Source organism: Micromonospora sp. NPDC049900, assembly GCF_044461025.1.
Taxonomy (GTDB): domain Bacteria; phylum Actinomycetota; class Actinomycetes; order Mycobacteriales; family Micromonosporaceae; genus Micromonospora.
This window is the reverse complement of sequence record NZ_JBITKM010000006.1, coordinates 315,172-341,584: the sequence shown is the minus strand read 5'-3', so window position 1 is coordinate 341,584 and position 26,413 is coordinate 315,172. Positions and strand designations below refer to the sequence as shown.

Below are 26,413 nucleotides of genomic sequence, written 5' to 3'. Positions count from 1 at the left end.
TGGGTGTGGTCCATCGCGTTCGCCGGCCTGCTCGGCCTGTTGGCGGCCGTCGTGCCGGCGGCGCCGGCCGCCGCCCACGCCGTCCTGCTGGGCACCGACCCGGCCGACGGCGCCGTGCTGGCGACCACGCCGGCCCAGATCACGTTGACCTTCAACGAGCCGGTGGCGGTACGCGCGGGCGGCGTCCGGTTGCTCGACGCGGCCGGCGCGGAGTTGTCCAGCGACAGCCGGTCGGTGGACACCACGGTGGTCCTGACCGTGCCGCCGGAGCTGCCCGGCGGCACCTACATCGTCACGTTCCGGGTGATCTCCGCCGACAGCCACCCCGTCTCGGGCGGATTCAGCTTCGCGGTGGGGGCGCCGAGCAGTTCCACCGTGGCGGTGCCGGAGAGCAGTCCGGGACGTGGGCTGGACGTCCTGCGTCAGGTCACCGAGGCGCTCGCGTACCTCGGCCTGCTGGTCGGCGCGGGCGTCCTGGTCTTCCTGCTGGTGCTGCTGCGCGCCGACGCGCCGGTGCTGCGGCGACGGCTGCTGCGGCTGGCCGCCTGGTCGGTGGGGCTGACCGTGGTGGCGCGGCTGGTCCTGGTGCCGGCCGTGCCCGCCTGGCAGGACGGCCGCAACCTGGACGGACTGGTCGATCCCGCGCTGTGGACCGCCGGCCTCGGTGCGGAGGAGTCCCTGAGCAGTCTGCTGGTGATGCTGGGTCTGGGTGCCGCCTGGTGGGCCACCGCGACGGCCGGGTCTCCGCCTACCGTCGAGGCGGCCGAGCCCTCGCCGGTTGCCGGGGCCACCGGTCCCGACCGGCGGGCGCCGCTGACCGCGGTGGCGTTCGCCGGTGTGGTCCTCGCCTGGGGGGCGGTCGCCCTGGTCGGCCACACCCGGACCTACGGTCCGGCCTGGCTGGTCGTCCCGGCCGACGTGCTGCACGTGGTCACCGCCGGGGTGTGGCTGGGCGGGCTGGTGGCCCTGGCCTGGACGCTGACCCGGTCGGCCGAACTGCCGCCCGGCGCGGCGGCGCGTACGGTGTCCGCGTTCTCGCGGGTCGCCGCCGTCCTCGTCGCCCTGCTCGGCGTCGCCGGGGTACTGCTCGGATGGCGCATCCTGGGGTCCTGGGAGGCGCTCTGGGACACGGCCTACGGTCTGGCCCTGCTGACCAAGGCGGGACTGACCGTCGTGGTGCTGGCGGTGGCCGCACACAACCGGTTCCGTCTGGTGCCGCGCGTCGTGGCCATCGATCGCGACGAGGGAGCTCCGGCGGCGTGGCGGCTGCTGCGGCGCGCGGTCCGGTGGGAGGCGGCGCTGCTGGTCGGGGTGGTCGCCGCCACCGGGTTCCTGGTCACGCAGAGCCCGGTCACCGAGGCCGGTACGCGTCCGGCGGCCGATGCCGGGGAGCGTCCGATCCTGGTGGAGGCTCCGCTGGGGTCGGGGCGGGCCGTGGTCCGGCTGACCCCCGGGGTGGTGGGAGTGAACTCGATGGAACTGAATCTGCTCGATGCGACGGGCCGGCCCGTCGAGCCGGTCGACGACCCCAGGTTGACGGTCCAGTTGCCCGCGATGGACGTCGGGCCGCTGGAACGGACGCTGTCGCCGACCGGACCCGGCCGGTACGAGGCGGTCGTCGACCTGCCGCTCGCCGGCTCGTGGGTGGTCCAGGTCAGCGTCCGGACCTCGAAGTACGAGAGTCCGGTCGCCCGGGTCACGGTGGACGTCGGATGACGCCGCGACGGTGGATCCGGACGGCCGCCGTGGCGGGCGGCGTGGTCGCGTACCTGGCGTTGGGGACGGCGCCGGCCTCGGCGCACGTCGAGGTCGCGGGGGCGCAGCCGAACGGTGACGGCAGCACGACCCTGACGTTCGCCTACGACCACAGTTGCGACGACTCCCCCACCACGGAACTGGTCGTCGCCCTGCCCGAGGGGGTGACCGCGACCGGCACCGTGGAACCGGAGGGCTGGTCCGCCGCGCTCTCCGGGGACCGCGTCACGTTCACCGGACCGGGGCTGGAGACAGCCGAGGTGGGCGTGACCGCCCGGATCGCCGCCCAGGCGGGCGACACGCTGCACTTCCCGGTGCTGCAACGGTGTGCCGACGGCAGTTCACTCGACTGGATCGACCGCACCGCCGACAGCGACTACCCGGCACCGAGGTTGATCGCGACCAACGCGGTGTTGGAGAACCCGCCGGAGGCGACCGCAGCGCCGCCTGCCGCCGCTGGCGGGTCCTCGCCGGAGAGCGCGGGCGCGACGTTGAACCAGGCGCTGAGCGTGGTGGTCGTCTTCGTCGCCGTCGCCGCAGGGGCGGGTTTCGTGCTCGCCCGCCGCACCGCGTAGGGACACCGCGCGGCCTGCCGGGAACGGGAGGTCGGCGCGGTGTCCCACAGACGGGAGGCCCCGGTCGATCGTCGACGATCGACCGGAGCCCCTTTCGGTACGACCCGGATCAGGCCAGGTCGAACCGGTCGAGTTCCATCACCTTGGTCCAGGCGGCGACGAAGTCGGCCACGAACTTGCCGCGGGCGTCGTCGCTGGCGTAGACCTCGGCGAGCGCCCGGAGCTGCGAGTTGGAGCCGAAGACGAGGTCGACCGCGGTGGCGGTCCACTTCACCTGGTCGGTCGCCAGGTCGCGGATCTCGTAGACGTGCTCGTCGGTCTCCGACGCCTTCCACCGCGTGCCCGGGGAGAGCAGGTTGGTGAAGAAGTCGTTGGTGAGCACGCCGGGCCGGTCGGTGAGGACGCCGTGGCGGCTGTCGCCGACGTTGGCCCCGAGCGAGCGCAGGCCGCCGATCAGGGCGGTCATCTCGGGCGCGGTCAGGTTGAGCATGTACGCCCGGTCGACGAGCAGCACCTCCGGCTGGGTCTTCTCACCCGGGCGCAGGTAGTTGCGGAACCCGTCGGCTCGCGGCTCCATGACCCGGAACGACTCGACGTCGGTCTGCTCCTGGCTGGCGTCGGTGCGGCCCGGGTGGAACGGGACGGTGATCTCGACCCCGGCGTCGCGCGCCGCCTTCTCCACCGCGGCGGAGCCGGCCAGCACGATCAGGTCCGCCAGGGAGATCTTCGCGCCACCGGCCGCGTTGAACTCCCGCTGGATGTCCTCCAGCGTCTTGAGCACGGCGGCGAGCTGCTCCGGCTGGTTGACCTCCCAGTTCCGCTGCGGTTCGAGGCGGATCCGGGCACCGTTGGCGCCGCCCCGCTTGTCGGTGTAGCGGAAGCTGGCGGCCGAGGCCCAGGCGGTGGAGACGAGCTGGGCGGTGCTCAGCCCGGACTGTAGGACCTTGGTCTTGAGGGCGGCGACGTCGGCGTCACCGACCAGCTCGTGGTCGACGGCCGGCACCGGGTCCTGCCAGAGCTGGGCCTCGGGGACCCACGGGCCGAGGAAGCGGCTGACCGGGCCCATGTCGCGGTGCAGCAGCTTGTACCAGGCCTTGGCGAAGGCGAGCGCGAACTCGTCGGGGTTCTCCAGGAACCGGCGGGAGATCCGCTCGTACGCCGGATCCACACGCAGCGACAGGTCCGTCGTGAGCATGGTCGGCTTGTGCTTCTTCGACGGGTCGTGGGCGTCCGGGATGATCGCCTCGGCGTCCTTGGCGACCCACTGCTTGGCCCCACCCGGGCTGGTGGTGAGCTCCCACTCGTAGCCGAAGAGGATCTCGAAGAAGCGGTTGCTCCACTCGGTCGGCCGGTCGGTCCAGGTGACCTCGAGGCCGCTGGTGATCGTGTCGGCGCCCTTGCCGCTGCCGTGCGTGCTCAGCCAACCCAGGCCCTGCGTCTCCAGCGGGGCGCCCTCGGGCTCCGGGCCCACGTGGTCGTCGGCGATGCCGGCACCGTGGGTCTTGCCGAACGTGTGGCCACCGGCGATGAGCGCGACGGTCTCCTCGTCGTTCATCGCCATCCGGGCGAAGGTCTCCCGGATGAAGTGCGCCGCGGCGAGCGGGTCCGCGTTGCCACGGGGGCCCTCCGGGTTGACGTAGATCAGGCCCATCTCGGTCGCGCCGACGCCCGTGGCCATCTCCTGCTCGGAGACGTAGCGCTCGTCACCGAGCCAGGTGTCCTCCGGGCCCCAGAAGATCTCCTCGGGCTCCCACACGTCGGGGCGGCCGAAGCCGAAGCCGAAGGTCTTGAAGCCCATCGACTCCAGGGCCACGTTGCCGGCGAGCACGAGCAGGTCGGCCCAGGAGATCTGCTGGCCGTACTTCTGCTTGACCGGCCACAGCAGGCGGCGGGCCTTGTCCAGGTTGGCGTTGTCCGGCCAGCTGTTGAGCGGGGCGAACCGCTGGCCGCCGTCGCCGGCGCCGCCGCGACCGTCCTCGATGCGGTACGTGCCGGCGGCGTGCCAGCTCATCCGGATCATCAGACCGCCGTAGTGGCCGAAGTCGGCCGGCCACCAGTCCTGCGAGGTGGTGAGGACCTCGGTGATGTCCCGCTTGAGCGCCTCGACGTCGAGCTTGGCGAACTCCCTGGCGTAGCTGAAGTCGGCGCCGAGCGGGTTGCCTTTGGACGAGTGGGCGTGCAGCACCGAGAGGTCGAGCTGGTTGGGCCACCAGTCCCGGTTGGTACGCGGGCGACCGCCGGTCTTCGGGGTGGGCGAGTCGATCGCCGGGTTCTCGCTCTCGCTGCCGTGCGCGGTCACCGAGTCGTGGGCCACGGGGCAGCCGGACTCGGCCTTCTTGTCCACGCCCTGGGCGCTCGTCGGACCGTCGTGCTGTGCGTTACTCAATGTGCTGCTTCCTTCCGACCTGGCGGATCACTGGTGGTGCGTGTCACTGGTGGTGCGTGCGGTCGCAGTCGGGGCAGGTGCCCCAGTAGACGACCTCCGCCTCGTCGACCACGAAACCGTGGTCTTCGGAGGCGGTGAGACAGGGGGCGTCACCGACGGCGCAGTCCACGTCGGCGATCGCGCCGCAGGAGCGGCAGACCACGTGGTGGTGGTTGTCCCCCACCCGGGACTCGTACCGGGCGACGGCCCCGGCAGGCTGGATGCGACGCACCAGACCGGCGTCGGTCAGAGCCCGCAGCACGTCATAGATGGCCTGGTGGGACACGGTGGGATGATCGGCCCGGACCAGCCGGGTCACCGCGTCGGTGTCGACGTGCGGGTGGTTCCGCAGCGCCGCGAGCACCGCCAGTCGGGGCCGGGTCACGCGCAACGAGACCGCACGGAGCTGGGCCTCGAAGTCGGACGTCATGCCGGCCAACCTACTCCACTCTTTTGGAATCAATCAAGTTTGCTGACGCTCCGCACGCGCGTGTCACGGTCCGTCCACGCCTCGGCGCCGACCTGCCGGCGGCCGGGACCGGTGAGCGCCGTCACAGAGGCAACGTACGGCGCGGGCCGCCGGACACGGCGCTCTGGTCCGGCCGTACGCGGAGCCGCCGAGGCACGGGTTTCGCCGCCGACGTACCGGAAATCAGATCAGATTGATCGAGCCGCCGGTTCCGTCCGGCCGGGAGCGCGCTTGAGGATGACGTGCAGACGCCGAAGGGCGTGGCTCACACCGGGACGGAGGGCGCAGATGCACCGAGACAGGAGCACCGACGGCACGGGCACCGGTGACCGGCGGCACCGGGTGGTGATCATCGGATCCGGCTTCGGCGGGCTGTTCGTGGCCAAGGCGCTGCGCCGCGCGCCGGTGGACGTGACCATGGTCGCGCGGACCACCCACCACCTGTTCCAGCCGCTGCTCTACCAGGTGGCCACCGGCATCCTCTCCCCCGGCGAGGTGGCGCCCGCCACCCGCGAGATACTGCGCCGCCAGCGCAACGCCGAGGTGCTGCTGGGCGAGGTCACCGACATCGACCTGGAGACCCGGACCGTCACCGCGAACGCGCCGCTGACCACGTTCCGCGTCGAGTACGACAGTCTCATCGTCGCCGCCGGGGCGACGCAGTCGTACTTCGGGCACGACGAGTTCGCCGAGCACGCGCCGGGCATGAAGAGCATCGACGACGCGCTCGAACTACGCGGGCGGATCTTCGGGGCGTTCGAGTTGGCCGAGTTGGAGACCGACCCGGCGGCGATCGCGCGGTGGATGACCTTCGTGGTGGTGGGTGCCGGACCGACCGGCGTGGAGATGGCCGGGCAGATCGCCGAGCTGGCGCACCGGACCCTGCCGGGCGAGTTCCGGCGCATCGACCCGCGCAAGGCCAGGATCGTGCTGCTGGACGCCGGTGACTCGGTCCTCGGCACGTTCGGCGACCGGCTCTCCGGCAAGGCGCTGCGGCAGTTGCACCGCCTCGGCGTCGACGTGGAGCTGGGCGCCACGGTGGTCGGCGTGGACGACGACGGCATCGAGGTGGCCGACCGGGACGGCCAGCGACGGCGCATCGAGTGCAAGACGAAGATCTGGGCGGCGGGGGTGTCGGGTTCGCCGCTGGGCGCGCACCTGGCCGCGCGGGCCGGCGCCGAGACCGACCGGGCCGGTCGGGTCAGGGTCGAGCCCGACTGCACCCTGCCCGGGCACCCCGAAGTGTTCGTCGTCGGCGACCTGATGGCCCTGGACCGGCTGCCGGGCGTGGCGCAGGTGGCCATCCAGGGCGGGCGGCACGCGGCCCGGCAGATCCTGCGGCGGCTGCGGGGCGAGCCGGCGGGACAGCCGTTCCGGTACCGCGACAAGGGCAGCATGGCGACCATCTCGCGCTTCTCGGCGGTGGCCACCGTCGGGCGGCTGCGGTTGGCCGGACTGACCGGGTGGCTGCTCTGGCTCGCCGTGCACCTGTTGTACCTGGTGGGCTTCAAGAATCGGGTCACCGCCGTACTGCACTGGTTCGTCAGCTTCATCGGGCGGGGCCGCTCCGAGCGGACCGTGACGTTGCAGCAGGTGGTGGCGCGTACCGCGTTGCGGGAGGCCGGCGAGCAGACGGCGCTTCCGGTCGCACCGGCCGCCGCCGGGTCCGAAGGGTCGGCGGGCAGCGCCGCCCCGGCCGACGTACCCGGCCAACGGACGGCCGTGCCGGGGCCCGAGGCGGCGCAGCCCGGTGCTCCGGAGCGGCCGACCGGCTGACCGGGACGGGCGCCACCGTCGGCCGCCGTGCTCGGCTCGGTGGACGCGCGGTGCTCAGGCCGGCCGGTACAGCTCGATGTCGGTCGGCGCGCCGTGGCGTTGGAGGATGAGTACCAGCATCCACAGGTTCGGCACCCGGCGGACCAGGACCGAGACCGGCTTCGCGGCGTCGCGGGTCCAGATCTTGAGCCGGACCCGACGCAGTCGCACCACGGCGATGTCGGAGAAGGACGCGTACCTGCCGGCCGAGGCGATCCCGTCCGGGGTCACCGTGAGCGGACCGAACTCGACCCGGCCGGCCGAGGTCAGTTCGGCGAGCACCTGCGGGAGGCGGGCCGAGGCCGCCCGGCGCTCCACCTGCTCGCCCAGGTCCGCACCGTCGACCAGCGGCGGCTTCTCCAGGTTGACCCTGGTGCCGTCGGTGAGCCGCAACCGGCAGCGGTGCATCGTCGTCGCGCCGTTCTCGCTGTACATGCGGAGGTGGTAGCGCCAGACCTCGGCGATGTCTGCCCAGGCGATCGCGTGGGTGAGTCGGGTGTGGTTCTCGGCGGCCAACAGGCCGCCGTCGCACAGATAGAACCGGCGCCGGATCAGCCGCCGGGTGTCCACCGCACCCCATCCGGCGAGCAGCACCGCCGCACCGGTCAGGCCGCCCATGACCACGATCCCGACCGTGGTGGTGACCGCGGTCGTGGCGACGCCGAAGAGCACTCCCAACAGGAGGAAGAACAAGGCGGAGGAGACGCTGAGCGAGTAGCTCGGCCGGAAGGCCCGCTCCACCCGGCCGAATCCGATCTCCTCTGCGGTGTCCTCGATCGAAGCTGGTAAGCCGGACATGCCCTCAGGCTAGAGCGCCCGAGCCACACCGAGGTTCTCCGGACACGCCCCGGTCATGGCCCCGGCCCTAGATCGGGAAGTGGCCTCGACGCCAGTGCCAGTGGCGACCGGCGCGCAGGTGGTCGACGATCGCGCGGTGCAGCGCGGTGCGGCGCGGCAGCTCGTCCACGGGCGTGCTCAGGCTGCGGAACACGAACCGCAGCACCTCGACGTCGGCGTCCAGCCCGTCCGGTTCCTCGTAGGGCTCCAGGGTGAACCGGCGCTGGAACCGGACGATGTGGGAGTCCTCCGGCAGGTACTCCCGCAATTGCGGATCGAGCAACCAGGAGCCGCAGGAGAACGTCGCGTACTCCTCGTCGGGGAAGTGGCGCGGGAAGAAGGCACGGGCCGCGTCGAGCGAGTCGGTGACGGCCCGGGGCGTCAGCGGCCCCGCCTCGGGGACGTGCAGGCCGATGCTGCCCTCGCCACGGTGGTGCTGCAACCGGCCCAACTCGTAGAGGCCGCCCCGGGCGTGCAGGGTCAACCAGCTCTGCATGACCGGCCAGCCCTCACGGTGCATCCGCCGGTCGATCGCGAGGTTGCGGCCCAGGTCCGCCAGGGTCGTCCAGGACACCGCGTCGGGGACGCCGTGGTCGCGGTGGAAGGCCCGCACCACGTCGAGCAGGGCCAGGTACGCGTACACGTACAGGTGCCGCCAGGCCGGGCCACGCTCGCGGGGCAGTTCCGGGCCCGGCGGCAGCCAGTCGTACCCACCGAGGTCGGCGCGGACCAGGGCGATCGAGCGGTCGAGCAGCCACCGCAGCTCCGGGGTCCACAGCGGCGAGTCGGGATCGGGCCAGCCCGCCAAGATCTCGGCGGCGTCGTCTGGGCGTACCGCCAGCCGGTCCAGGAGCGCGGGCGCGTCGGCCTTCGCGGGCAACGGGGCCGACGGGCGGTCACCGGCGAGCCGGTGGACGCGTGCGACGTCGTCGACGGGTACGCCGAGCCGGACGGCGATCTCCTCCAGATCCACGTCGATGAACCTACTCGGCGACGTGCGCGCCGCAAGCCCCGCCGGCCCGCCCGACGTGGCCGGTGGCGGCGATGGACTCCGGCTTCAGTGCGCGCGGCGGTAGTGCAGCGCCACCGCGCCGTTGCGCATCGGCTGCGCCGAGAGCAGTTCGAGTCGACGCGTACCCGGCAGCCCGTCCTGGTACAGCGTCGGGCCGTGACCGGCGATCCGGGGATGGACGAGCAGCTTGTACTCGTCGATCAGGTCCAACCGGTCGAGCGCGGTCGCGAGCCTGCCGCTGCCGAGGAGGACTCCGGCCGGGGTCGCGTCCTTGAGCTTCTGCACGCCCGCACGCAGATCGCCGGCGATGTGGTGGCTGTTGGCCCACGGGAAGTCCGTGCGCGTCGACGACACCACGTACTTGGGCTTGGCCTCCAGCTTGACCGCCCACTCGCGCAGGGCCGGCGGCGCCTCCACGTCGCCACGGGCGACGGCCGGCCAGGAACTCTCCATCATCTCGTAGGTGACGCGACCCCACAGCATCGCTCCGCCCTCGTCCATGAGGCCGGTGAAGTAGGCGTGCGTCTCGTCGTCGGCGATCCCCTCCTGGTGGTCGACGCAACCGTCCAGGGTGAGGTTGAGGCTGAAGACGATCCGTCCCATGGCCGGCGAGTCTAACGCCAGCACCGCGTCGGCCAGGCGATCGACGCGTCAGCGGGACGTGTGGCGGCCTGCTCAGCGCCCGGTGTCGTCGGTGCGCGGTCGGACGCCGCCGACGAAGGCGTCCACCGTCGGCCCGTGCAGCACCGCGCCCGGCACCGGGTCTCGCCGCGCCCGCGCCGCCAGGCGCGTCACCGGCAGCCGACCCGGGCGGGTGGCCGCCGCGAGTACCACGTTGCCGTACCGTCGGCCGCGCAGCATCCGCCGGTCGGCGACGACGCAGACGTCGGCGAAGACCGCGCGCAGGGTGGCCGCCTGGACCCGGGCCAGGAGCAGCGGCGGCAGGTCGGTGACGTTGACCAGATAGACGCCGTCCGGCCGCAGCAGCCGGGCGATCTCGGCGGCGAACGCCACGGTGGCCACGTGCGGCGGCATCCGGGCCGCCCGGTAGATGTCGGCGAACACCAGGTCGTACGCGTCGGCGGACGCTGCGGTGACCGCCTGCCGCGCGTCGTCCACCCGGATCTCGACTCCGGGCTGCCGCAGTGGAAGCTCCCGGGTCACCAGGTCGACCACGGCCGGGTCCCGCTCGACGACCACCTGCGCCGAGCCGGGCCGGGTCGCCGCGACGTAGCGCGGCAGGGTCAACGCGCCGCCGCCCAGGTGCAGCACGTCGAGCGGATCACCGGCCGGTGCGGCGAGGTCGGCCACGGCGGCCATCCGGCGCACGTACTCGAAGTGCAGGTAGGTGGGGTCGGCGAGATCCACGTACGACTGCTCGACGCCACCGGCCAGGAGCGTGCGACCGGTGGGCCGGGCCGGGTCGACGACCAGGTCGAGACGGTCGTCGGTGGCCTCCATGAGCAGGCAGGCTAGCCCAGCCGCCGGTGCCGCACCCGCGAGACCCGACGGCGTCAGCTCCCGAGCATCGGCGGGCGGTCGCTGTTGAGGTGGAACGCGCGTTCCTCGGCCTCCTGCCGGGCCGCGACGAAGTCGCGTTGCCAGTCGGGAGCGCCGTCCGGGATGCGGGCGACGACGTTCTCACCGTGGATCCGACCGTCGGCGTCGGTGAGGCTGACACCGACCACGGTGTGCCCCCGACCGGGGATGGCGTAGTGGCGCACCGTCCACCGCGCCGACACCTGCGCAGCGTGACGGCGACGTCGGGCACCGGCCGTCAGCACCGCTCCGATGAGCGCAACGGCGGCCAGCACGACGAGGAGGACTGCCAGGAACGCGATGATCCGCACCCGCCCGAGGCTACCCGGGCTCCCACCGGACCTGCACGCAACGGTGGCGGTCAGCAGCCGAGGCGTCGACTGGACAGCGCGATGTCGTCGATCCAGAGGTCGAAGACGCCCGGCGTGGTGCCGCCCTGATAGAGCTGCCAGCCGATCTTCACGGTGTTCACGGTCGGCAGGACGAACGGCACGTCGTTGCCGCCGTGCTCGGTGGTGGAGGCGGTCAGCTCCGGGTTGGCCACCCCGTCGATCCAGACCGTGACGCGGTTGTCGGTCGGGTCGAGCTTCCACTCGACGCACTGCCAGGTGTCCTCCACCACCGGGGCGGACTCGCGCCAGTTGGTCCAGTCGCCGGTGGGCCCGCCGTCGGCACCGACGCCCCAGAAGATGCCGGGGACGGTGGGGGCGTACTGGCCGCCGACCGGTCGGACGATCTCGGCGCTGCCGGTGCCGGTGGCCTCGACGAGGGTGAAGTGCGCCCAGTCGGGGGCGGTCGGGAAGGCGTCCACGCGCAGCCGCATCCGGCCGTAGAAGCGGTTGCCCGGTGCGGCGAAGTCGTCGACGCGCAGGAAGGCGCGTCCGTTGTCGACGGTGTGTACGTGCAGCACCTGGTTGCCCCGGTGGGTGCGTTCCACCGTCAGGGTGCCGTTGCGGGTGTCGATGCCCCAGTTCAGGCTGCTGGCACCGCCGCGCGGCAGGCGCTCGAAGTCCTCGCAGAACAGCATGTGTCGGGTGCAGGAGCCGCGTTGCGAGGCGTTCGCGGCGTCGGACGGGACGCTGCCGGCCGTAGCGGCGAGCGTCAGCGCGGCGGTCACCGCGGCGAGAAGTGTGCGCATGCCTGTCCTCCGTTGGTCGCCACGGCAGCGGTCCGCCGCCGGGCACCCGGCGTCCGACCGTCGGTACGTCACGGGTGCCCAGGCGGGACCAGAGTCCGTCGACCGCCTGTGGAAGCGTTCCCATATATAGCAGACGATGGATGTCTGCGCTGACCGTGGTCGGATTCGTCAGGGACGGGCGTCGAAGACGCTCACCGGGCGGTGCTCGGGGTCGTCGGAGAACAGCGACGGGCCGTGACTGACCTCCCGGGGCATCGGGGACAACGCGGTCAGGCCATGCCGGGTGGTGAACTCCCCGAAGGCGAGCAGGTGCCGGTAACCGGCCGCCGCCTCGTCGACCGGCGAGAGGTCGCCGACCGCGGTGGCGGTGAACGTGATCTCCAGCCGGGGCGGCAGCGTCCCGGTCACCACGCGGACCGACTCGCCGGTCCGGGCGCGCACCCGCTCCTCGATCAGGTCGCGGGACGCCCCGTCGAGGCCGGCGGGCCCGGGGCGGGCCAGCAGCATCCGGGCGGCCCCCGCACCGGCCCCGGCCGACTGCGGGGCGGCGGACCAGCAGAGGTCGGCCGGTGGCACCGCCAGGTCGGCGAGGGCCGCACCGAACGCCTGGTCGATCTCGGGCGTGACGGCGGCCATCTCGGACATCCGCCCGATCGTGCCCTCCACGTCGTCGGGAATGTCGAGATCCAGCATCACGCCCACCCAGTCCAGGCTCGGTGCGTGCTGACGGTGGGCGGTCAGGTCGGTCGGGTCGAATCCGGCGATGCGCTCGGCGACGGCGAGGAAGAAGTCCTCGAAGCTGCGCCGCATCATGACGCTGTCGCGCCACTGCGCGAACGGGAAGTCGGCGGCCTCGCCCAACTCCGACAGTGGCACCTGGGCACGGCGCAGCAGGTCCGCCATGATCCCGTGTCGCACCTGCGAGCGCGCGTACTGCCGGTAGCCGGAGTGCGGGTCGACCGACGCCGGGGCCAGGATGCCGCGCTCCGCGTACAGGCGCAGCGCCTTGGCCGACAAGCCGGTCATCATTTGGAACTCACCGGCGGTGAGGTCGTCGTTCATGGTTCTCCTCCGGCCCGACGCTGTGGATCGTCTCATCGTGGGCCCGGCCCCTGGGGCAAGGTCAATCCGGAGACGCTCCGGCCTCGGACGCAGAGGGGGCACGTACTCCACGGACCACGCACCTGGCCACCAGGACATTCCTACGATATAGCCCGTATGGTTACCAGAGGACAGTCTGCGGTGGTGGCGTCGGCCTGCGGCCGGGTGCCGCGATGACCTCCGCCAACAGCCTGCTCCGCAGTGCCGCCACCCCGCGCCGGGCGACCTTCCTGGAACTCTTCTTCGACCTCGTCTTCGTCGTCGCGCTCGCGCTGCTGTCCGAGACCCTGGTGACCAAGTTGACCTGGCGGGGCGTCGCCGAGGCCGTCGTCGTCCTGCTCGCCGTCTGGTGGGTGTGGGTGCTGACCACGCTGGTCGCCGACCTCTACAACCCGGACAGCTGGGTCATCCAGGTGGTGACGATCGGCGTCATGTTCGGCGCGTTGATGATGGCCGCCGCCCTGCCGTCCGCGTTCGCCGACCGCGCGGCCATCTTCGCCGGGGCCTACGTGGCCAGTCACCTCGGTCGAGGATTCCTCTTCTTCCTGACGTTGCACGAGCCGATCCCGCGCCGACGCGCGGTCCGGATCTGGGCGTGGTTCGGGATCTCGGCCGTCGCGTGGATCGCCGGTGCCCTCGCCGACAGCACGGCGCGCCTGTGGTGGTGGGGCGGCGCGGCAGCCGTCGACTACCTGGCCTTCGCGCTCGGCTACCCGTTCCCCGGTCGGCGACGGATCGGCGCGGCCCAGTTCAACCCGATCGCCGAACACATGGCCGAGCGGTACCACCAGTTCTTCATCATCGCCCTGGGCGACATCATCCTGGTCGCCGGCCTGACGTACAGCGCGCACCCGGTCACCGCCGAACGGACCGCGGCGATCGTGGTGGCGTTCGCCAGCGCGACGCTGCTGTTCCGGATCTACGTGCACCGGGCCGCCGCGCAGTTGACCCGGGCCATCGAGAAGGCCCGGGAACCCGGCCGGTTCGCGCGGTCCGCGCCGTACACCCATTTGCTGATGATCGGCGGGGTGGTGACGGCCGCCGCCAGCGCCAAACTGATCATCACCGAGCCGACCGGCACGGTCGAGCCGGAGCTGCTCGCCATCGTCGTCGGCGGACCGGCGATCTTCCTCGTCGGGCGGATCCGCTTCGAGTACGAGGTCTTCGGCCGGGTCGCCTGGCCGCTGCTGGCCGGCATCGCGCTTCTCGGCGCGCTGGCCCCGGTCGCGTTGGCGCTCACCCCGCTGCTCGCGGTGATCTGCGCCAATCTGGTCCTGCTGGCGATCGCCCTGTTCGACGTCGCGCACCGCCGACGTCGCACCTCCGTCCCGGCGACACCGCCGCTGTAGAGCCGCACCCGCCGACGCCGCGCGACCGGGTCCCCGTCGTCCGGCCGGGCCGGTGTCCGGGAACCGGCCGGACAGCAGGCGACCGGGTCACCGTGGGCGTGCACACCGGGCAACCGCCCCCCGACGAAGGAGATCCGATGCTGAGAAGAAGTGGGGCGGTCGTCGCCCTGGCCGCCGTGGCGCTCGCGTCCACGGTCCTCGCGGCGGCACCGGCGGCGGCCACCACGAGCGCCGGACCGGACAACCGGGTTCCGGTCACGTCGACCACGACGTATCCCGCCAGTGCCACCGTGCTGCTGACGTTCCCCGGCGGCAGGTGCACCGGCTTCATGATCAGCGCCCGAACGGTGGCGACGGCCGGACACTGCGTGCACACCGGAGGTTCCAGCGGTGGCTGGCGGACGAACATCGTCGCGTACCCGGGGCACAACGGGACGACGGCGCCCTTCGGCTCGTGTGCGGCGACCCGCCTCTTCGCCCCGCAGAACTGGACCGGCTCCATCTACGCACCCGGCGGCGGCGACCCGGCCCACGACTACGGGGCCGTGCAGCTCAACTGCGCCGTCGGCAACAGCACCGGCTGGTACGACCTCGGATCCACCACCCAGCCCCTGACCGGCTCGTGCACCGTCACCCACGGGTATCCGGCGGACCGGACCGGGCAGTGGGCGAGCACCGACCGCATCCGCGCCGAGACCGCCACGCAGCTCTACGCGGCACACAGCTTCAGCGGCGGACAGGACGGCAGCCCCGTCGCCTACACCCCCGACCCGGAGGACTGGTGCCCGCTGCCGCCGCGACTGGACTTCCCCTGGCCGAAGCCGCCCTGCCCCTGCCCGCCCACGCTCACCGCCCTGGGCATCCTGAGCAGCGGCGTGGGTGGCACCGGACCGGTCCACACCAGCAGCGTCGTCACCCGACTGACGCAGCAGGCTCTCACCAACTACGCGCAGTGGCGGTGACCGCCGCCCACAGCCGATCCACGCCGGCTCGGTCAGGCCGACCGGGCCGGCGCGGCGGTCAACCGTGCCCGGACCTGCGCGGCGTCCGCGTGGTCGAGTTGCTCCAGGATCTCCAGCGCCCGACACCAGGCGGTACGGGCCGAGTCCGGCTCGCCGGCCGCACGGTGGCTGTCGCCGAGGTGGGTCAGCGTGGTCGCCTCGAAGTAGCGTTCCGCCGCCTCCCGCCACAGCGCCAGCGCCCGGTGATAGCACCGGATCGCCTGCGGCTGCCGGTCCAGCCGGAAGTGCACGTAGCCGAGGCTGTCCCAGGTGTGCGCCTGCCAGTACCGGTTGCCGACCTGCTGTTGCAGCGCCAACGCCTGCTGGCAGTGCGCCAACGCCTGCGGGTAGTCGCCGAGCTGGCTGTGGTACCAGCCGATGTTGTTCAGCGCGTTGGCCCGACCGCTGACGTTCCCCGCCGCGGTGAACAGCTCCAGCGCCTGCCGTGCCTGGTCGAGGGCGTCGCGCAGTCGCCCCTCACGCTCGGCCAGGATGCCGAGGTTGAGATGGACCCGGGCGCTGCCGACCGCGTCGCCGAGGGCCGTGTAGAGCGCCAGCGAGGCGTCCAGATGGGACCGGGCCTGCTCGTGGTCCTCGCGCCGCAGGCAGGCCACGGCCCGGTTGCGGTGGGCACGGGCCTGACCGTCCCGGTCGCCCACCCTCGCCGCGGCGACCAACGCCAGCTCCTGCACGACCAACTGCTCCGACCAGGCGCCGATGCGGTCCAGGTAGGTGTTGACGGTCCAGGCGAGCTGCCAGGCGTGCGTGTCGAAGCCGTGATGTGCGGCGAGGGCGACGAGCGCGAGCAGCACCCGGTGTTCCCGGGCGAGCCAGTGCCAGGCCCCGGCCCGGTCGGTCGGCGGGTCGACCACCGCCCCGACGCGCGCCGGGACGAGGCTGATCGGGTCGCGGTGGTCGTACAGGAGCAGGGCCGCAGCGTACGCGGTGTGCAGATAGTGGTCGAGGAGACGACCGAGCGCCTCCCGGCGTACCGGGTCGGGGTCGTGTCCGGTCGTCTGCTCGGCCGCGTAGGCGTGCAGCAGGTCGTGCAGGGCGTACCGGCCGGGCCGTGGCTCGGACACCAGGTTCGCGTCGGCGAGGGCCGCCAGCGTCCGCCCGGCCCGGGTGGCGGACAGGTCGGCGAGACTGGCCAGCGCCGCGCCGGTGACCTCCGGTCCGGGATGCAGCCCCAGCAGGCGGAACGCTGATGCGGTGGTCGCGTCGAGACCTCGGTACGACCAGGAGAAGACCGCCCGGATGTCGAGGGTCCGGTCGCCGCCGGTGAATCCGTCGAGGCGTCCCGGCTCGGCCAGCTCGTCGGCGAGGTGGCCGAGGCTGAGGCCGACCCGGGTGGCGGCCCGTCCCGCCACGATGGCCAACGCCAGGGGTAGTCCGGTCGCCGCCGCGACGATCCGTGCCGCCGCGTGCGGCTCGTCGGCCAGCCGCTGCGGACCGAGCCGGACCGCGAGCAGTTCGTACGCCTCCGGCGGCGACAGCGGTTCGAGGACGAACGGTCGGGCGGCCTCGATGCCGACCAGTCCCGGCAGGTGGTTACGGCTGGTCACCAGCACCAGGCATCCGGGCGAGTTGGGCAGCAGGGGACGCACCTGCGCGGCGTCGCGGGCGTTGTCGAGCAGCACCAGGACCTGCCGGTCGGCCAGCAGGCTGCGGAACAGCCCGGAGCGGCCGGACAGACCCGCCGGGATGCGGGGCGCGGAGACCCCGAACGCCTCCAGGAACTCCCGCAGCACCTCCGCCGGTTCCGGTACCGGCCCGTCCGGGTCGAACCCGCGCAGGTCGACGTAGAGCTGCCCGTCGGGGAAGCGGTCGGCGACCTGGTGTGCCCAGTGCAGTGCCAGCGCCGTCTTGCCGACGCCGGCCGTACCGCTGAGCAGCGCCACCGGCACGGTGCCCGGCGCAGCGTGCCGGTGTGCCGGCAGCGCCGCCAGCTCGGCGAGCACCGTACGGCGTCCCACGAACCCGGGTACCGCCGCCGGGAGCTGCCGGGGTGTCACCGGCGGAGCCGTCCCGACGGTGGTGTCCTCGGTGCGCCGGGCGAGCTGCGTGCGGGCGGCGGCTCGGAGGCGGTCCTCCGCGCGACCGGCGTCGACGGTGCGTAACAGCCGCCAGTGCGCCGCGTCCCAGCGGCTCAGCTCCGCCATCTCGGCGGGCACCGGGATCCCGGCCCGCTCGGCGTGGGCCAGGCAGGTGGTGACGTAGGAGACGACGAACGGCCACTCCGGCAACGACTTCGCGTTGAGCTTGTCGCTGAGGGTGGAGCGGGCCAGCGGTGACCCCAGCGCCGTCGACACGGCCACCAGGGTGTTCAGCGACGGGGATCCGCAGTGTTGCCGCAGGCGTTTGAGGTCGTCGACGAACCGGGCCAGAGCCGCCTGCGCCTGCCCGGCCGGTCCACTCATCCCGCACCCTCCCCCAGGCGACTCCGATCGCCAGTCCATGGAGGATTGTCGACCCACTCGCCGCCGCCATGGGTCGGCGAAGCCGCCGATGTCATGACATCTCGGGAAAACGTGTCCTGGCAGAGCGGAGCACCCGCGCCGGAAGCTGCTCATCGCTGCGCTTCGAAGTGCTCCTTCATCGCCGGGTAGTAGTCGTCGAAGTTCGGCCTCGGCCGACCGGTGTGTGCGGCCACCAGCGCGTCGAGGTAGTACTCCCACCCCGACCCGGACTCGCCGACGTGGTCGGTGGCGGTCAGGTGGTGGGTGAACCGCAGCTCGGTCACGCCCGCGCTCTCGGACAGCGCCATGTCCAGATGCCAACTGCCGTCCTCGTCCACCGCGGAGACCGTGAGTCGGTTCGGCGGTTCACACGCCTCGATGGTCATGTCCATCCAGGGCGTGTCCTCCTCGTGCGCCATCTGCACCTCGATCGTGCGGCCGGGCCCCGCGTCACCCCGCCACGGGCCGAACCAGCGCGCCGTCCGTGACGACTCGGTGAGGCTCGCCCAGACGTCGGCGATGGGTGCGCGGAACGTGCGGGTGAGCACGAGGTCGCGGTCGAACAGTCGGCCGGTCGGGGTCGGTGTCACGCGGTCTCCCTCGTCGATGGGTGCTGCGCGGTCGTGGTGGTGCGCCGCTCGCGGCGGGTGCGGAAGACCTCGGTCTCCAACGCGTCGAGGTGCTGCTGCCATCGGGGCGGGCGCATCAGCCGCCCCAACCACCCGACCAGTTCGTCGAGGGGCGCGGTGGTCAGGGCGTAGACCCGTCGACGTCCGTCGGGCGTGTCGCGCACCAGACCGGCCTCCCGCAGCACGCGCAGGTGACGACTGACCGCCGGTCGGCTGATCACGAACCGGTCGGCGATCTGCCCGGCCGAGAGCGACTCGCCGCGCAGCATCAGCAGGATCTCCCGGCGCACCGGGTCGGCGATCGCCGCAGCCACCTCGTCCACGAATGAAGTGTAACTTATGGGTTACGCTTCAGCCCCTCGACACCTCACACGTGTCGACCGACGGGTGGAAACCCGTGATACGGTCGACCATCGATGATGATCTTGGTTCGGAATGGTCGACCGGTGGAGGTTGTCGGGAAGTGCCACCACGTCTTGAGTTCGGGGTGCTGGGCCCCCTGCAGGCGAGACTGAACGGGGTCCCCGTCGACCTCGGCGGATTCCGCCAACGCAAGGTCCTCGCCTGTCTGGTCGCGGCGCGCGGTCGGATCGTTCCCACTGACCGGTTGATGGACCAGGTCTGGGACGACGCCGTCACCCCGACGCAGGCGACCCTCTTCGGCTACGTGGCGAGTCTGCGGCGGGCCCTGGAACCAGGCCGGGCGGCCCGCACTCCGGCGCAGGTGGTGGTCAGGGAAGGCCCGGGGTACGCGCTGCGGGTGCCGGCCGGTCTCGTCGACGCGGAACGGTTCACCGCTCTGGTGATGCGCGGCGACCGGCACACCTCGGCCGGCGACCACGACGCCGCGACGGCGGTGCTCGGCGAGGCGCTGACATTGTGGCGAGGTCCGGCCTACGCCGACTTCGTCGACTCCGAGTTCGCCGTGACCGAGGTGGCGCGGCTCGACGCACTGCACGCCATGGCCCGCGAACAGCGCCTGGCGGCGGTGCTTGCCGGCGGCAACCATGAGAGTGCCGTCGGCGACCTGGAGGCGCTCGTACTCGACGAGCCGTTGCGTGAGCGGGGCTGGGAGTTGCTGGTGCTGGCGTTGTACCGGGCCGGACGGCAGGGAGACGCGCTCGCCGCCCTGCGTCGGGCCCGTGAGCGCATCGTGTCCGAGCTCGGTGTGGACCCCGGCCCGGGGTTGCGCCGGTTGGAGGCTGAGGTCCTTCGCAACGACACGTCCCTCGATCCGCGACCGACGCCGTCCCGCAGGTTGCCGGACGTGGCACCACCCCGACGCAACGTGCCGGCCGGGCTGTCGTCCTTCATCGGCCGACGCGGCGAGCTGGCGACCCTCGGACTGGCGGTCACCGGTCATCGTCTGGTCACGGTCGTCGGGCCGGGTGGGGTCGGCAAGACGCGGCTGGTGTTGGAGCACTGCCGGGAACGGACCGACCCGGACGGTCCGTGGCTCGTCGAGCTGGCCAGTCTGCACGATCCCACCGAGGTCGTCCGTGCGGTGTCGGACGTCTTCGCGCTGCCGGGCGTGAGCACGGCCGAGCACCTCGCTCAGCGGCTCGCCGACCGGAAGGCGCTGCTGGTGGTCGACAATGCCGAGCATCTCGTCGCGGCGGTCGCCGACCTGGCCCGTACCCTGCTCGGAGGGTGTCTGGGGCTACGCCTGGTCGTCACCGGCCGGCAACCGCTCGGCGTACCCGGTGAGGCGGTCATGGAGCTGGCGCCGCTCGGCCTGGACGACGCCGTCGAGTTGCTGTCGGATCGAATCGCCGCAGCCACCTTGACGCATCCGGGCAAAGGGCCAGACCGGCTCTTGGCCGCGCAGGTCTGCCGCGACCTCGACGGTCTGCCCCTGGCGATCGAGTTGGCCGCCGCCCAGTGCCGGGCGCTGTCCCTGCGAGAGATCGCTTTTCAACTGGACGACCGGCTCGCTCTGCTCGGTAGCGGGTCGCCCGACGAGGACCACCGGCACGCCACCGTCCGAAACGCGATCGACTGGAGCTACCAACTACTCACCAGGCCTGAGCAGACATTGTTTCGACAGCTCGCCGTCTTCGACGGGGCTTTCGACCTGGACGCCGTCCGGCAGGTCAGCGGCGACGCCGAGGTGCCCGACCCGGTGCCGGTCCTGCTGGCGCTGGTCCGCAAATCGCTGGTTACCGCCGATTCCGACACCACCCCGCGCCGTTATCGGATGTTGGAGCTGGTTCGCCAGTACGCGAACGCGGCGCTCACCGAGGCGGAACGGGACCGGGCGTCGGCGCGACACCGACGGTGGCTGCTCGGGTTGGTCGAGATCGGAGAACAACGGCTGCCGACCGCCGACGGTACCGGATGGCTGTCGCGGCTCAGCGCGGAACGCGACAACATCCGGGCCGCGCTGACGTCCGCACTGGCCGCCGACGAGGTGTTGCTCGCGGCGCGGATCTGCGGCGCGCTCGCCTGGTTCTGGTACCGGACCGGCCAGATCGCGGAAGGGCTACGTTGGGGCGGTCGTACCCTTTCCGCGCTGGACGCGCGTGCGGACGGGGCCGCGTCCGGCTCGGCGGAGTGGACGCTGGCTCGGGCCCGGCTGTTGATGGCGATCGGTGGCTGTGCCTACCTCAGCGGTGACCACCACGGTAGCGTGGCCGCGTTGGGTGAGTCCGCGCGACTGTGCGCCCAGGTCGGTGCCCGGCACCCGCACACGACCGCCGTGATCTACCTGGCATCGGTGACCGCCATCGGCGGCGACGTCCCCGGTGCCCTTCCCCTGGCCGACCAGGCGGTGCGGTTGGCGGACCTGGTCGGCGAACCGTGGGCGCAGGCCGAGGCGCTGACCGTCCGGAGTCAGCTCAGCCGCGCCTGCGGTGACCTTCCCCGGGCGCGCGACGAGTTGGCGCGGGCCAACACACTGGCCCGCTCCTGCGGTCATCAGTGGGCAATGCTCTCCTCGGCGTGGATGCAGGCCAAGGTCAGTGTGGACCTCGGTGAGCCGGACCGGGCGCTGCACATCCTGACCGACATTCTCCGGGAGGCGGACCCCCGGCACGACCGGTCGAGCTGGCTGGCCCTGGTGCACTCGGTGGCGGGCGCGCTCGGCCGCACCGGCCGGGCCGGTACGGGGGCGGTGCTGCTCGGCGCCGTCGAGACCCTCGGCGCGAGCATCGGTTACCACCCGGAGCAGATGGATCCGCATGACGCGCCCGGCAACACCGCCGCCGTGGCCGCCGCCATGGACCCGGCCGACTACCGGGCCGCTCGCGCTCGCGGCACCGGTCTGACCTGGTCCGGCCTGACCGGCCTGCTCGTCGACGAAGGGCTCGTGCCGACCGCTTCCCAGTGACTTCCCATCAGTCTCGCAGCGCCGGCCGTCACGGTGGGACGTTCGCGTCCGGCCGCACCGACCATGTGCGGTCGACGCTGTCCACAGCAGATTGGGGAAGTGAACGTGTCACCCACCACGTGGGCCGGCGGCAAGATCCCGCCGTCGCGCGTCAGCATGAGAAAAGGCACCGCCCTGCGGCGACGGCTCGCCGTCGTCTTCGTCACCGTCCTCTCGCTGCTCCTCGGCAGCGCCGTCGTCGCCCGCGCCGACGACACCGGCGACTGGGACCCGCAACAGGCCCGCGACCGTCTCTTCTCGCTGCACATGCGGATTCACGACCGGGGCCAGCAGGGCATCCAGGACATGATCGTCTCGGCCGCCCTGCGGGACTGGCGGGCGAGCCATCCGCAGGCGACCGCCGCCCAGCTCCGAGACATGATCATCCGGTTCAACACCGCGGTCAGCAACGAGTACGCCGGCATGCCGAGCACAGAGTCGACCGCATACAGCTATGTGATCAAGGGAATCGAGGCGATCTCCGGGCTCCCGGGGGTCAGCTTCGTCGCCCCCGCCCTGCGGGTGCTGCTGGAGAGCACCTGGGGTGACCAACTCGCCTCCGAACAGCTCTACCGGCATCAGGTGACCGGCGCCTACCAGAACTACCTGTACCTGGAACGGTTCTACACCGTGCAGGACCGGGAGTGGGGCGAGATCACCCGACTCGGGCAGCAGGATCCGGCCTTCGCCGAGGCCTGGGACGGGTTCATCGGCGCCCGGGTCGGCATCCGGCTGAACGCCACGTGGGGCGAGATGCTCGCCGATCCGCTGCTCGCCTCCTTCATCAATGCCGAGGCGCTCAACCAGATGATGTCCCAGCAGCGGGCGTCCACCACGGAGCTGCTCGACATGGCGCGGCAGGGCTTCGCACGGATCAACGCCGACACCGAGGCGCTCCGCGAGGAGCTGGCGCGGATGTCGGTGAAGTATCCAGTCGGCCCCGGGCCCAAGCCGACCCCGGCGGACTACACCCGGGCCCTGTCCGAGGCCGAGGACCGGCAGGTCGCCATCGACGGCGCCGGCGCCGCGCTGAACTTCGTCGCCACCCTGATCGGGTTCGCGGACAAGAAGGCGGCCAAGGAGATCTCCACGGTCGGCGGCGCGGCGCTGACGATCGCGACCGCCATCAACGAGTACATCCCGAAGGTCGCCGGCCTGGACGTCTTCGAGGCGCTCAGCTCGATCGGGACCGCTGCTCTCGCCGGGAACCTGCTCGGCGCCGCGATGTCACTCACGTCGGTCTTCTTCGGCAGCGGTCCCAGCCCGGAACAGATGATCCTCGACCAGATCGCCGCCATGCGTCAGGAGATGCGGGAGCTGGGCACCCGGATGGAGGTCCGGTTCGACGCGATCGAGCAGGCGTTGGTCGTCATCTTCGACGAGATGCTGGTCCAGTTCGACCGGCTCCGGGGCGACATCCGCGACGTCCGCGCCCGCCTCGACTCGATCCAGTCCATCCTGCTGGGGCTCGACGCCAAGGTCAGCGCGTTGGCGGTCAGTACCCACGCCGCGTTCGAGGAGAACGCGATGCACGACTTCAAGTTGCAGGCCGAGACCTATCTCGGGTACGAGGCGAAATCCGGCCGCCCGCTGGACAACTTCGATTTCTACTGGCCGGCGGTCTCCGCCTTCTTCCACTACGGCAAAGAGAAGTCGGCCGCCAGCGGGCTCGCCGTCACCACCAAGGATGTCGGCTCCCTCGGCGTGGACGGGGTGAGGACCCACACGCCGAACGGCTCGATGCTGCTGCTCGCCCGGCTGGCCCGCGGGTACGACCCCCAGTTCCCGATGCCCACCGTGCAGACCGGCTTCGGCGTTCCGAACGCCGGGGTGTGGTCGGCCGCCTCCCGCGCCTACATCGCGATGACCGAGCAGAACGCCGCATTCGCCCGCACCGGCACACCGCAGCGGGCGATCGACCTGCAGAACACCGGCCAGGACATCCTGACGGTCGCCCGCAGCTTCAGCGGTCCCACCGAAGCCGGTGGCACCAATACCCTGTTCACCAAGCTGACCCAGTCGTACGGGACGGACCTGACGGCGCTCACGGGTGCGCTCGGCGACATCCGCAAAGAGGTCGGGATGAACGGGAGGTACGACCCGTTCGGCCACGCCAACCAGGCACCCCCGGGTCGGGTGGCGGCGGTCGACACGATGCGCACCTGCGCCACCAATGCCAGGCCCCTGCCGGTGCCGAGCAACGGGGTGACGGCGAACCTGCCGCACTCGTACCACACCGCGTACACCCTGTTGCCGCAGGCGGCGCAGCCGTCGTTCAAGACCTGCTTCGACGCTGTCTACGAGAACCAGGAGTACTACGAGGCCGGTTACGAGACCGGCACCACCGCCGACGTACGGGTCACCATCCGGCTGCACGTCCAGTGGCCGGGTGGCGAGTGGCGGGAGGCACGCAGACTGGTCCACGTCGGCTCCGCCGGCAAGGTCGAGTGGTACAACTCCAAGACCGGGTCCGGCCGGAGCATCGCCCCCGACGAGGCGGTGTCCAACCTCTGGGCGAGCGGCCTGCGGACGGGCGTGGAACGGCACGCCCAGATCTCGAACGTCGCCGCCAGCGAGGACGACGCCTGGCTGCGGGCCACCGCAGCCCTGCACGGTCGGCAGAAGTACTACTACCAGCGGGTGCTCACCGACCTGAACTCTCCGGCGACCCCGCTCGCTCGGGCGTACACGAAGCTCAACGACACCCTGCTGCTCCTGCAGGCGTACAGCCAGGTCGGTTGGGCCAAGGCGCTGCGCACCAATGAGACGCTGAACAGCCTGCTCTTCGGCGGACAGCACCTCCCGGGCGCGTTCACCCTGCCGGGTACCGGCGATTCCGATCACCTCGCCGAGGCGATGGCGGGCGCACTGAAGGCGTACGACGCGTGCCGGCCGGAGACGCTGGGCGGTGCGTGCGCGTACAACGACTGGTTCTCACCGCGAGGCCACGCTCCGGCGCAGTTCGGTGTGGACTGCCCGGCCGTGACGGTGCCCGAAATGCCGGGCGATCCGGTCGGCGACTGCGTGGCCATCCAGGCAACCCAGCGTCTGGCCGCCCTACAGGAGCAGTACCGGGTGCAGTCTCAGCGCCTCAAGGCCGGTGACTACGTCGAGGGACCGCCGGAGATCGAAGAGGTGATCTCGCACCTCAAGGTCTCGGACGCGTTGCTGCGCCGTTGACATCCGGACCGCCCCTCGCCTCGGGTCGGTGACCGTCCGACGGGGAAACGGGTGGGCATCCGGCGTCAGCCGGGTGCCCACCCGCCGCACCGACCGGGGACGGTGCGGTGCCCCCGTACGATCCCGGGATGTTGGGAGTGCATTTCGCCGTCGCGGCGGACACGGAACGCGCACTGCTCGTGGCCGCCGATCGAGGCGACAGCGGCGGTGTGGGTGACATCCTCGAAGGCATCGAGGAGTCGTGGACCGACGGCGAGTTGACGGCGGACACCGACAAGGCGTGGGACGCCGTCCACCGCTGCCTGACCGACGGCACCCTCGACCCGGACGCCGGCACGTACCCGTTGTCCCACGCGGTGCTCGGCGGGCGGCACCTGCACGACCAGTACTACGTCGTCTACGTCAGCGCCGCCGAGGTGCGGGATGTCGCCGACGCCCTGCGCGAGGTCCAACCGGCGTGGCTGCGCCGACGGTTCGACGCAGTCGACGACCCGAGTTACCTCGGTGCCCAGGACGACGCGGACTTCGCGTACACCTGGGACGGCTTCACCGAGATCACAGCCCTCTACGAGCGCGCCGCCGCCGCCGGACGCGCGGTCGTCTTCACCGCGACCTGAGCGATCCCCACTCCGGGTGGTGAGCCTCAGGCCACGAGAAGTCGCAGGCCCAGTTCGGCGGCGTCGAGGTCGGTGAGTTCGCGGTTGCGTTCGGCCCACCGGCCCGAGGACAGGTCCTGCCGGAGAGCGCGTACGGCGCGCTGCTCGGCCGCCGGCCCGACCCGGGTCCACACCGACACCGCCCGGCGGACCTGCTCCTCCAGGTACGCCTCGGGTCGGCGCCAGTACGCCTCGAAGAAGCCGTCGGCGCAGTCCCACGGGACGAGCACCGGCTCCGTGCGGGCCCCGATGGCGCGGGCCAGTTCGTCCACCGAGGGGCGGCCGACCACCAGGCCGGCGACCTCGGGCAGGTAGTCCCGGCTGAGCCAGAACCGCTGACGCCAACCGGTGTCACTGGCGTCGTGCGTGAACACCACGACGCGACGGGCCACCCGCCGCATCTCGCGCAGCCCGGCGATCGGGTCGTGCCAGTGGTGGACGGTGCTGAAGGCCAGCGCGGCGTCGAACGCCCCGTTCTCGAAAGGCAGGTTCTCCGCGCTGGCGGCCACGCACGGTGCCGCGTCCACGGGACGTTGCGCCCTCATGATCGCCGAGGGTTCCACCGCGGTGACCTCACGATCGGTGGGCTCGTACGAGCCGGTGCCCGCCCCGACGTTGAGCACCGTGCGGGCGTCACCGAGGGCTTCCCAGACCCGTGCGGCGATGCGCGGCTCGGTGCGCCGCGTCGCCGGGTACGCGGACCCGATCGACTCGTACAACTGCGCGCCACTGACCCGCAGATGCTGCTCCGGCGTCATGCTGATGCCCATCGCCCGCGCCTCCGTCTGCCTGTCCACGGCGCTCACCGTGGCGGTGACCCGGTCGCCTCGCACCCCGGGTGCACCGGACCGGTGACACACGCACCTGCTCGCGTTCGTCGGAGGTCCACGATCACGAGCAGGTGCGGTCGGGTCAGTTGGACCAGGTGAATCCCGCCAGGTGCGAGATCTCCTGGGCCTGGTCGAGACCGAGGGTGGCGACCACCCCGGCGGCGGCCAGCAGGACGAGGGACACGACCGTGCGGCGCAGGCGCATGACGACCTCCATGACGAGCGGCACGAACTGGATCTGCTCGAAGAATATCAATGGCTTGCCGATTCCTGTAA

The 26,413-nt window shown here is 71.9% G+C and carries 21 protein-coding genes and 1 pseudogene; 8 read left to right on the top strand and 14 right to left on the bottom strand.

The window, feature by feature from the left end; all coding sequences use genetic code 11:
* The first annotated feature begins 3 nt into the window (after window positions 1-3).
* Both ACIBMZ_RS17030 and ACIBMZ_RS17025 read left to right on the top strand, forming a co-directional pair.
* Window positions 4-1,716 carry a copper resistance protein CopC gene (locus ACIBMZ_RS17030; protein WP_396694703.1) on the top strand — a complete coding sequence of 571 codons (1,713 nt, stop codon included), beginning with the start codon at window positions 4-6 and terminating at the stop codon, window positions 1,714-1,716.
* Window positions 1,713-2,330: a DUF1775 domain-containing protein gene (locus ACIBMZ_RS17025; protein WP_396694701.1), complete on the top strand. Its 618-nt coding sequence runs from the start codon at window positions 1,713-1,715 to the stop codon at window positions 2,328-2,330. Before ACIBMZ_RS17030 ends, ACIBMZ_RS17025 begins: the two co-directional genes overlap by 4 nt.
* A gap of 109 nt (window positions 2,331-2,439) precedes the next feature.
* On the opposite strand, the gene katG is transcribed toward ACIBMZ_RS17025, so the two are convergent.
* Together katG and ACIBMZ_RS17015 are read right to left on the bottom strand one after the other, a co-directional pair.
* Window positions 2,440-4,716: a catalase/peroxidase HPI gene (gene katG / locus ACIBMZ_RS17020; RefSeq protein ID WP_396694699.1), complete on the bottom strand. Its 2,277-nt coding sequence runs from the start codon at window positions 4,714-4,716 to the stop codon at window positions 2,440-2,442.
* Between the two features lie 43 nt (window positions 4,717-4,759).
* Complete coding sequence (locus ACIBMZ_RS17015) at window positions 4,760-5,185, bottom strand: Fur family transcriptional regulator (RefSeq protein ID WP_396694697.1); 426 nt, start codon at window positions 5,183-5,185, stop codon at window positions 4,760-4,762.
* A gap of 327 nt (window positions 5,186-5,512) precedes the next feature.
* Here ACIBMZ_RS17015 and ACIBMZ_RS17010 point away from each other — a divergent pair, with 327 nt between their 5' ends.
* Window positions 5,513-7,000 carry an NAD(P)/FAD-dependent oxidoreductase gene (locus ACIBMZ_RS17010; RefSeq protein ID WP_396694695.1) on the top strand — a complete coding sequence of 496 codons (1,488 nt, stop codon included), beginning with the start codon at window positions 5,513-5,515 and terminating at the stop codon, window positions 6,998-7,000.
* Window positions 7,001-7,054: 54 nt separating this feature from the next.
* Here the strand turns inward: ACIBMZ_RS17010 and ACIBMZ_RS17005 are convergent, their stop codons facing one another.
* The 7 genes from ACIBMZ_RS17005 to ACIBMZ_RS16975 form a co-directional block, all read right to left on the bottom strand.
* Entirely contained in the window at window positions 7,055-7,837 is a 783-nt protein-coding gene (locus ACIBMZ_RS17005; protein ID WP_396694693.1) for a DUF6585 family protein, read from the bottom strand.
* 67 nt (window positions 7,838-7,904) lie between these two features.
* Window positions 7,905-8,849, bottom strand: a complete 945-nt coding sequence (locus ACIBMZ_RS17000) for an acyltransferase domain-containing protein (RefSeq protein ID WP_396694691.1) — start codon at window positions 8,847-8,849, stop codon at window positions 7,905-7,907.
* 84 nt (window positions 8,850-8,933) lie between these two features.
* A complete protein-coding gene (locus tag ACIBMZ_RS16995) occupies window positions 8,934-9,491 on the bottom strand; it encodes a dihydrofolate reductase family protein (RefSeq protein WP_396694689.1) in 558 nt (185 codons plus the stop codon).
* Window positions 9,492-9,563: 72 nt separating this feature from the next.
* Window positions 9,564-10,349, bottom strand: coding sequence for a spermidine synthase (locus ACIBMZ_RS16990; RefSeq protein WP_396694687.1), 786 nt, complete (start codon window positions 10,347-10,349; stop codon window positions 9,564-9,566).
* Window positions 10,350-10,402: 53 nt separating this feature from the next.
* The gene (locus ACIBMZ_RS16985; protein ID WP_396694685.1) at window positions 10,403-10,738 is read right to left on the bottom strand and encodes a hypothetical protein; all 336 of its coding nucleotides are present in this window, start codon (window positions 10,736-10,738) and stop codon (window positions 10,403-10,405) included.
* A gap of 50 nt (window positions 10,739-10,788) precedes the next feature.
* Window positions 10,789-11,565 carry a hypothetical protein gene (locus ACIBMZ_RS16980; RefSeq protein ID WP_396694683.1) on the bottom strand — a complete coding sequence of 259 codons (777 nt, stop codon included), beginning with the start codon at window positions 11,563-11,565 and terminating at the stop codon, window positions 10,789-10,791.
* Window positions 11,566-11,733: 168 nt separating this feature from the next.
* A complete protein-coding gene (locus tag ACIBMZ_RS16975; protein ID WP_396694681.1) occupies window positions 11,734-12,627 on the bottom strand; it encodes a MerR family transcriptional regulator in 894 nt (297 codons plus the stop codon).
* Window positions 12,628-12,839: 212 nt separating this feature from the next.
* Between ACIBMZ_RS16975 and ACIBMZ_RS16970 the strand changes: the two genes are divergently transcribed.
* Window positions 12,840-14,015, top strand: a complete 1,176-nt coding sequence (locus tag ACIBMZ_RS16970; RefSeq protein ID WP_396694679.1) for a low temperature requirement protein A — start codon at window positions 12,840-12,842, stop codon at window positions 14,013-14,015.
* Window positions 14,016-14,152: 137 nt separating this feature from the next.
* A complete protein-coding gene (locus tag ACIBMZ_RS16965) occupies window positions 14,153-14,977 on the top strand; it encodes a trypsin-like serine peptidase (protein ID WP_396694677.1) in 825 nt (274 codons plus the stop codon).
* Window positions 14,978-15,009: 32 nt separating this feature from the next.
* Here the strand turns inward: ACIBMZ_RS16965 and ACIBMZ_RS16960 are convergent, their stop codons facing one another.
* The 3 genes from ACIBMZ_RS16960 to ACIBMZ_RS16950 form a co-directional block, all read right to left on the bottom strand.
* Complete coding sequence (locus ACIBMZ_RS16960) at window positions 15,010-17,436, bottom strand: ATP-binding protein (protein WP_396694675.1); 2,427 nt, start codon at window positions 17,434-17,436, stop codon at window positions 15,010-15,012.
* 149 nt (window positions 17,437-17,585) lie between these two features.
* A complete protein-coding gene (locus tag ACIBMZ_RS16955) occupies window positions 17,586-18,065 on the bottom strand; it encodes an SRPBCC family protein (RefSeq protein ID WP_396694673.1) in 480 nt (159 codons plus the stop codon).
* On the bottom strand, window positions 18,062-18,427 hold the full coding sequence (locus ACIBMZ_RS16950; protein ID WP_396694671.1) for a metalloregulator ArsR/SmtB family transcription factor: 366 nt from the start codon (window positions 18,425-18,427) through the stop codon (window positions 18,062-18,064). Before ACIBMZ_RS16950 ends, ACIBMZ_RS16955 begins: the two co-directional genes overlap by 4 nt.
* A 140-nt stretch (window positions 18,428-18,567) precedes the next feature.
* On the opposite strand from ACIBMZ_RS16950, the gene ACIBMZ_RS16945 reads away from it, so the two are divergent.
* The 3 genes from ACIBMZ_RS16945 to ACIBMZ_RS16935 all read left to right on the top strand — a co-directional run bounded on the left by ACIBMZ_RS16945 (window position 18,568) and on the right by ACIBMZ_RS16935 (window position 25,268).
* On the top strand, window positions 18,568-21,432 hold the full coding sequence (locus ACIBMZ_RS16945) for a BTAD domain-containing putative transcriptional regulator (RefSeq protein WP_396694669.1): 2,865 nt from the start codon (window positions 18,568-18,570) through the stop codon (window positions 21,430-21,432).
* A gap of 105 nt (window positions 21,433-21,537) precedes the next feature.
* Window positions 21,538-24,651 (top strand): hypothetical protein, encoded by a 3,114-nt coding sequence (locus tag ACIBMZ_RS16940; RefSeq protein ID WP_396694667.1) that lies wholly within the window; start codon window positions 21,538-21,540, stop codon window positions 24,649-24,651.
* Between the two features lie 128 nt (window positions 24,652-24,779).
* Window positions 24,780-25,268 (top strand): DUF1877 family protein, encoded by a 489-nt coding sequence (locus ACIBMZ_RS16935; RefSeq protein WP_396694665.1) that lies wholly within the window; start codon window positions 24,780-24,782, stop codon window positions 25,266-25,268.
* A 26-nt stretch (window positions 25,269-25,294) separates the two neighbouring features.
* Here ACIBMZ_RS16935 and ACIBMZ_RS16930 read toward each other — a convergent pair.
* Window positions 25,295-26,131: pseudogene (locus ACIBMZ_RS16930) on the bottom strand (class I SAM-dependent methyltransferase); the annotation flags it as partial.
* A gap of 88 nt (window positions 26,132-26,219) precedes the next feature.
* Window positions 26,220-26,393 (bottom strand): hypothetical protein, encoded by a 174-nt coding sequence (locus ACIBMZ_RS16925; protein ID WP_396694663.1) that lies wholly within the window; start codon window positions 26,391-26,393, stop codon window positions 26,220-26,222.
* Window positions 26,394-26,413: the final 20 nt, after the last annotated feature.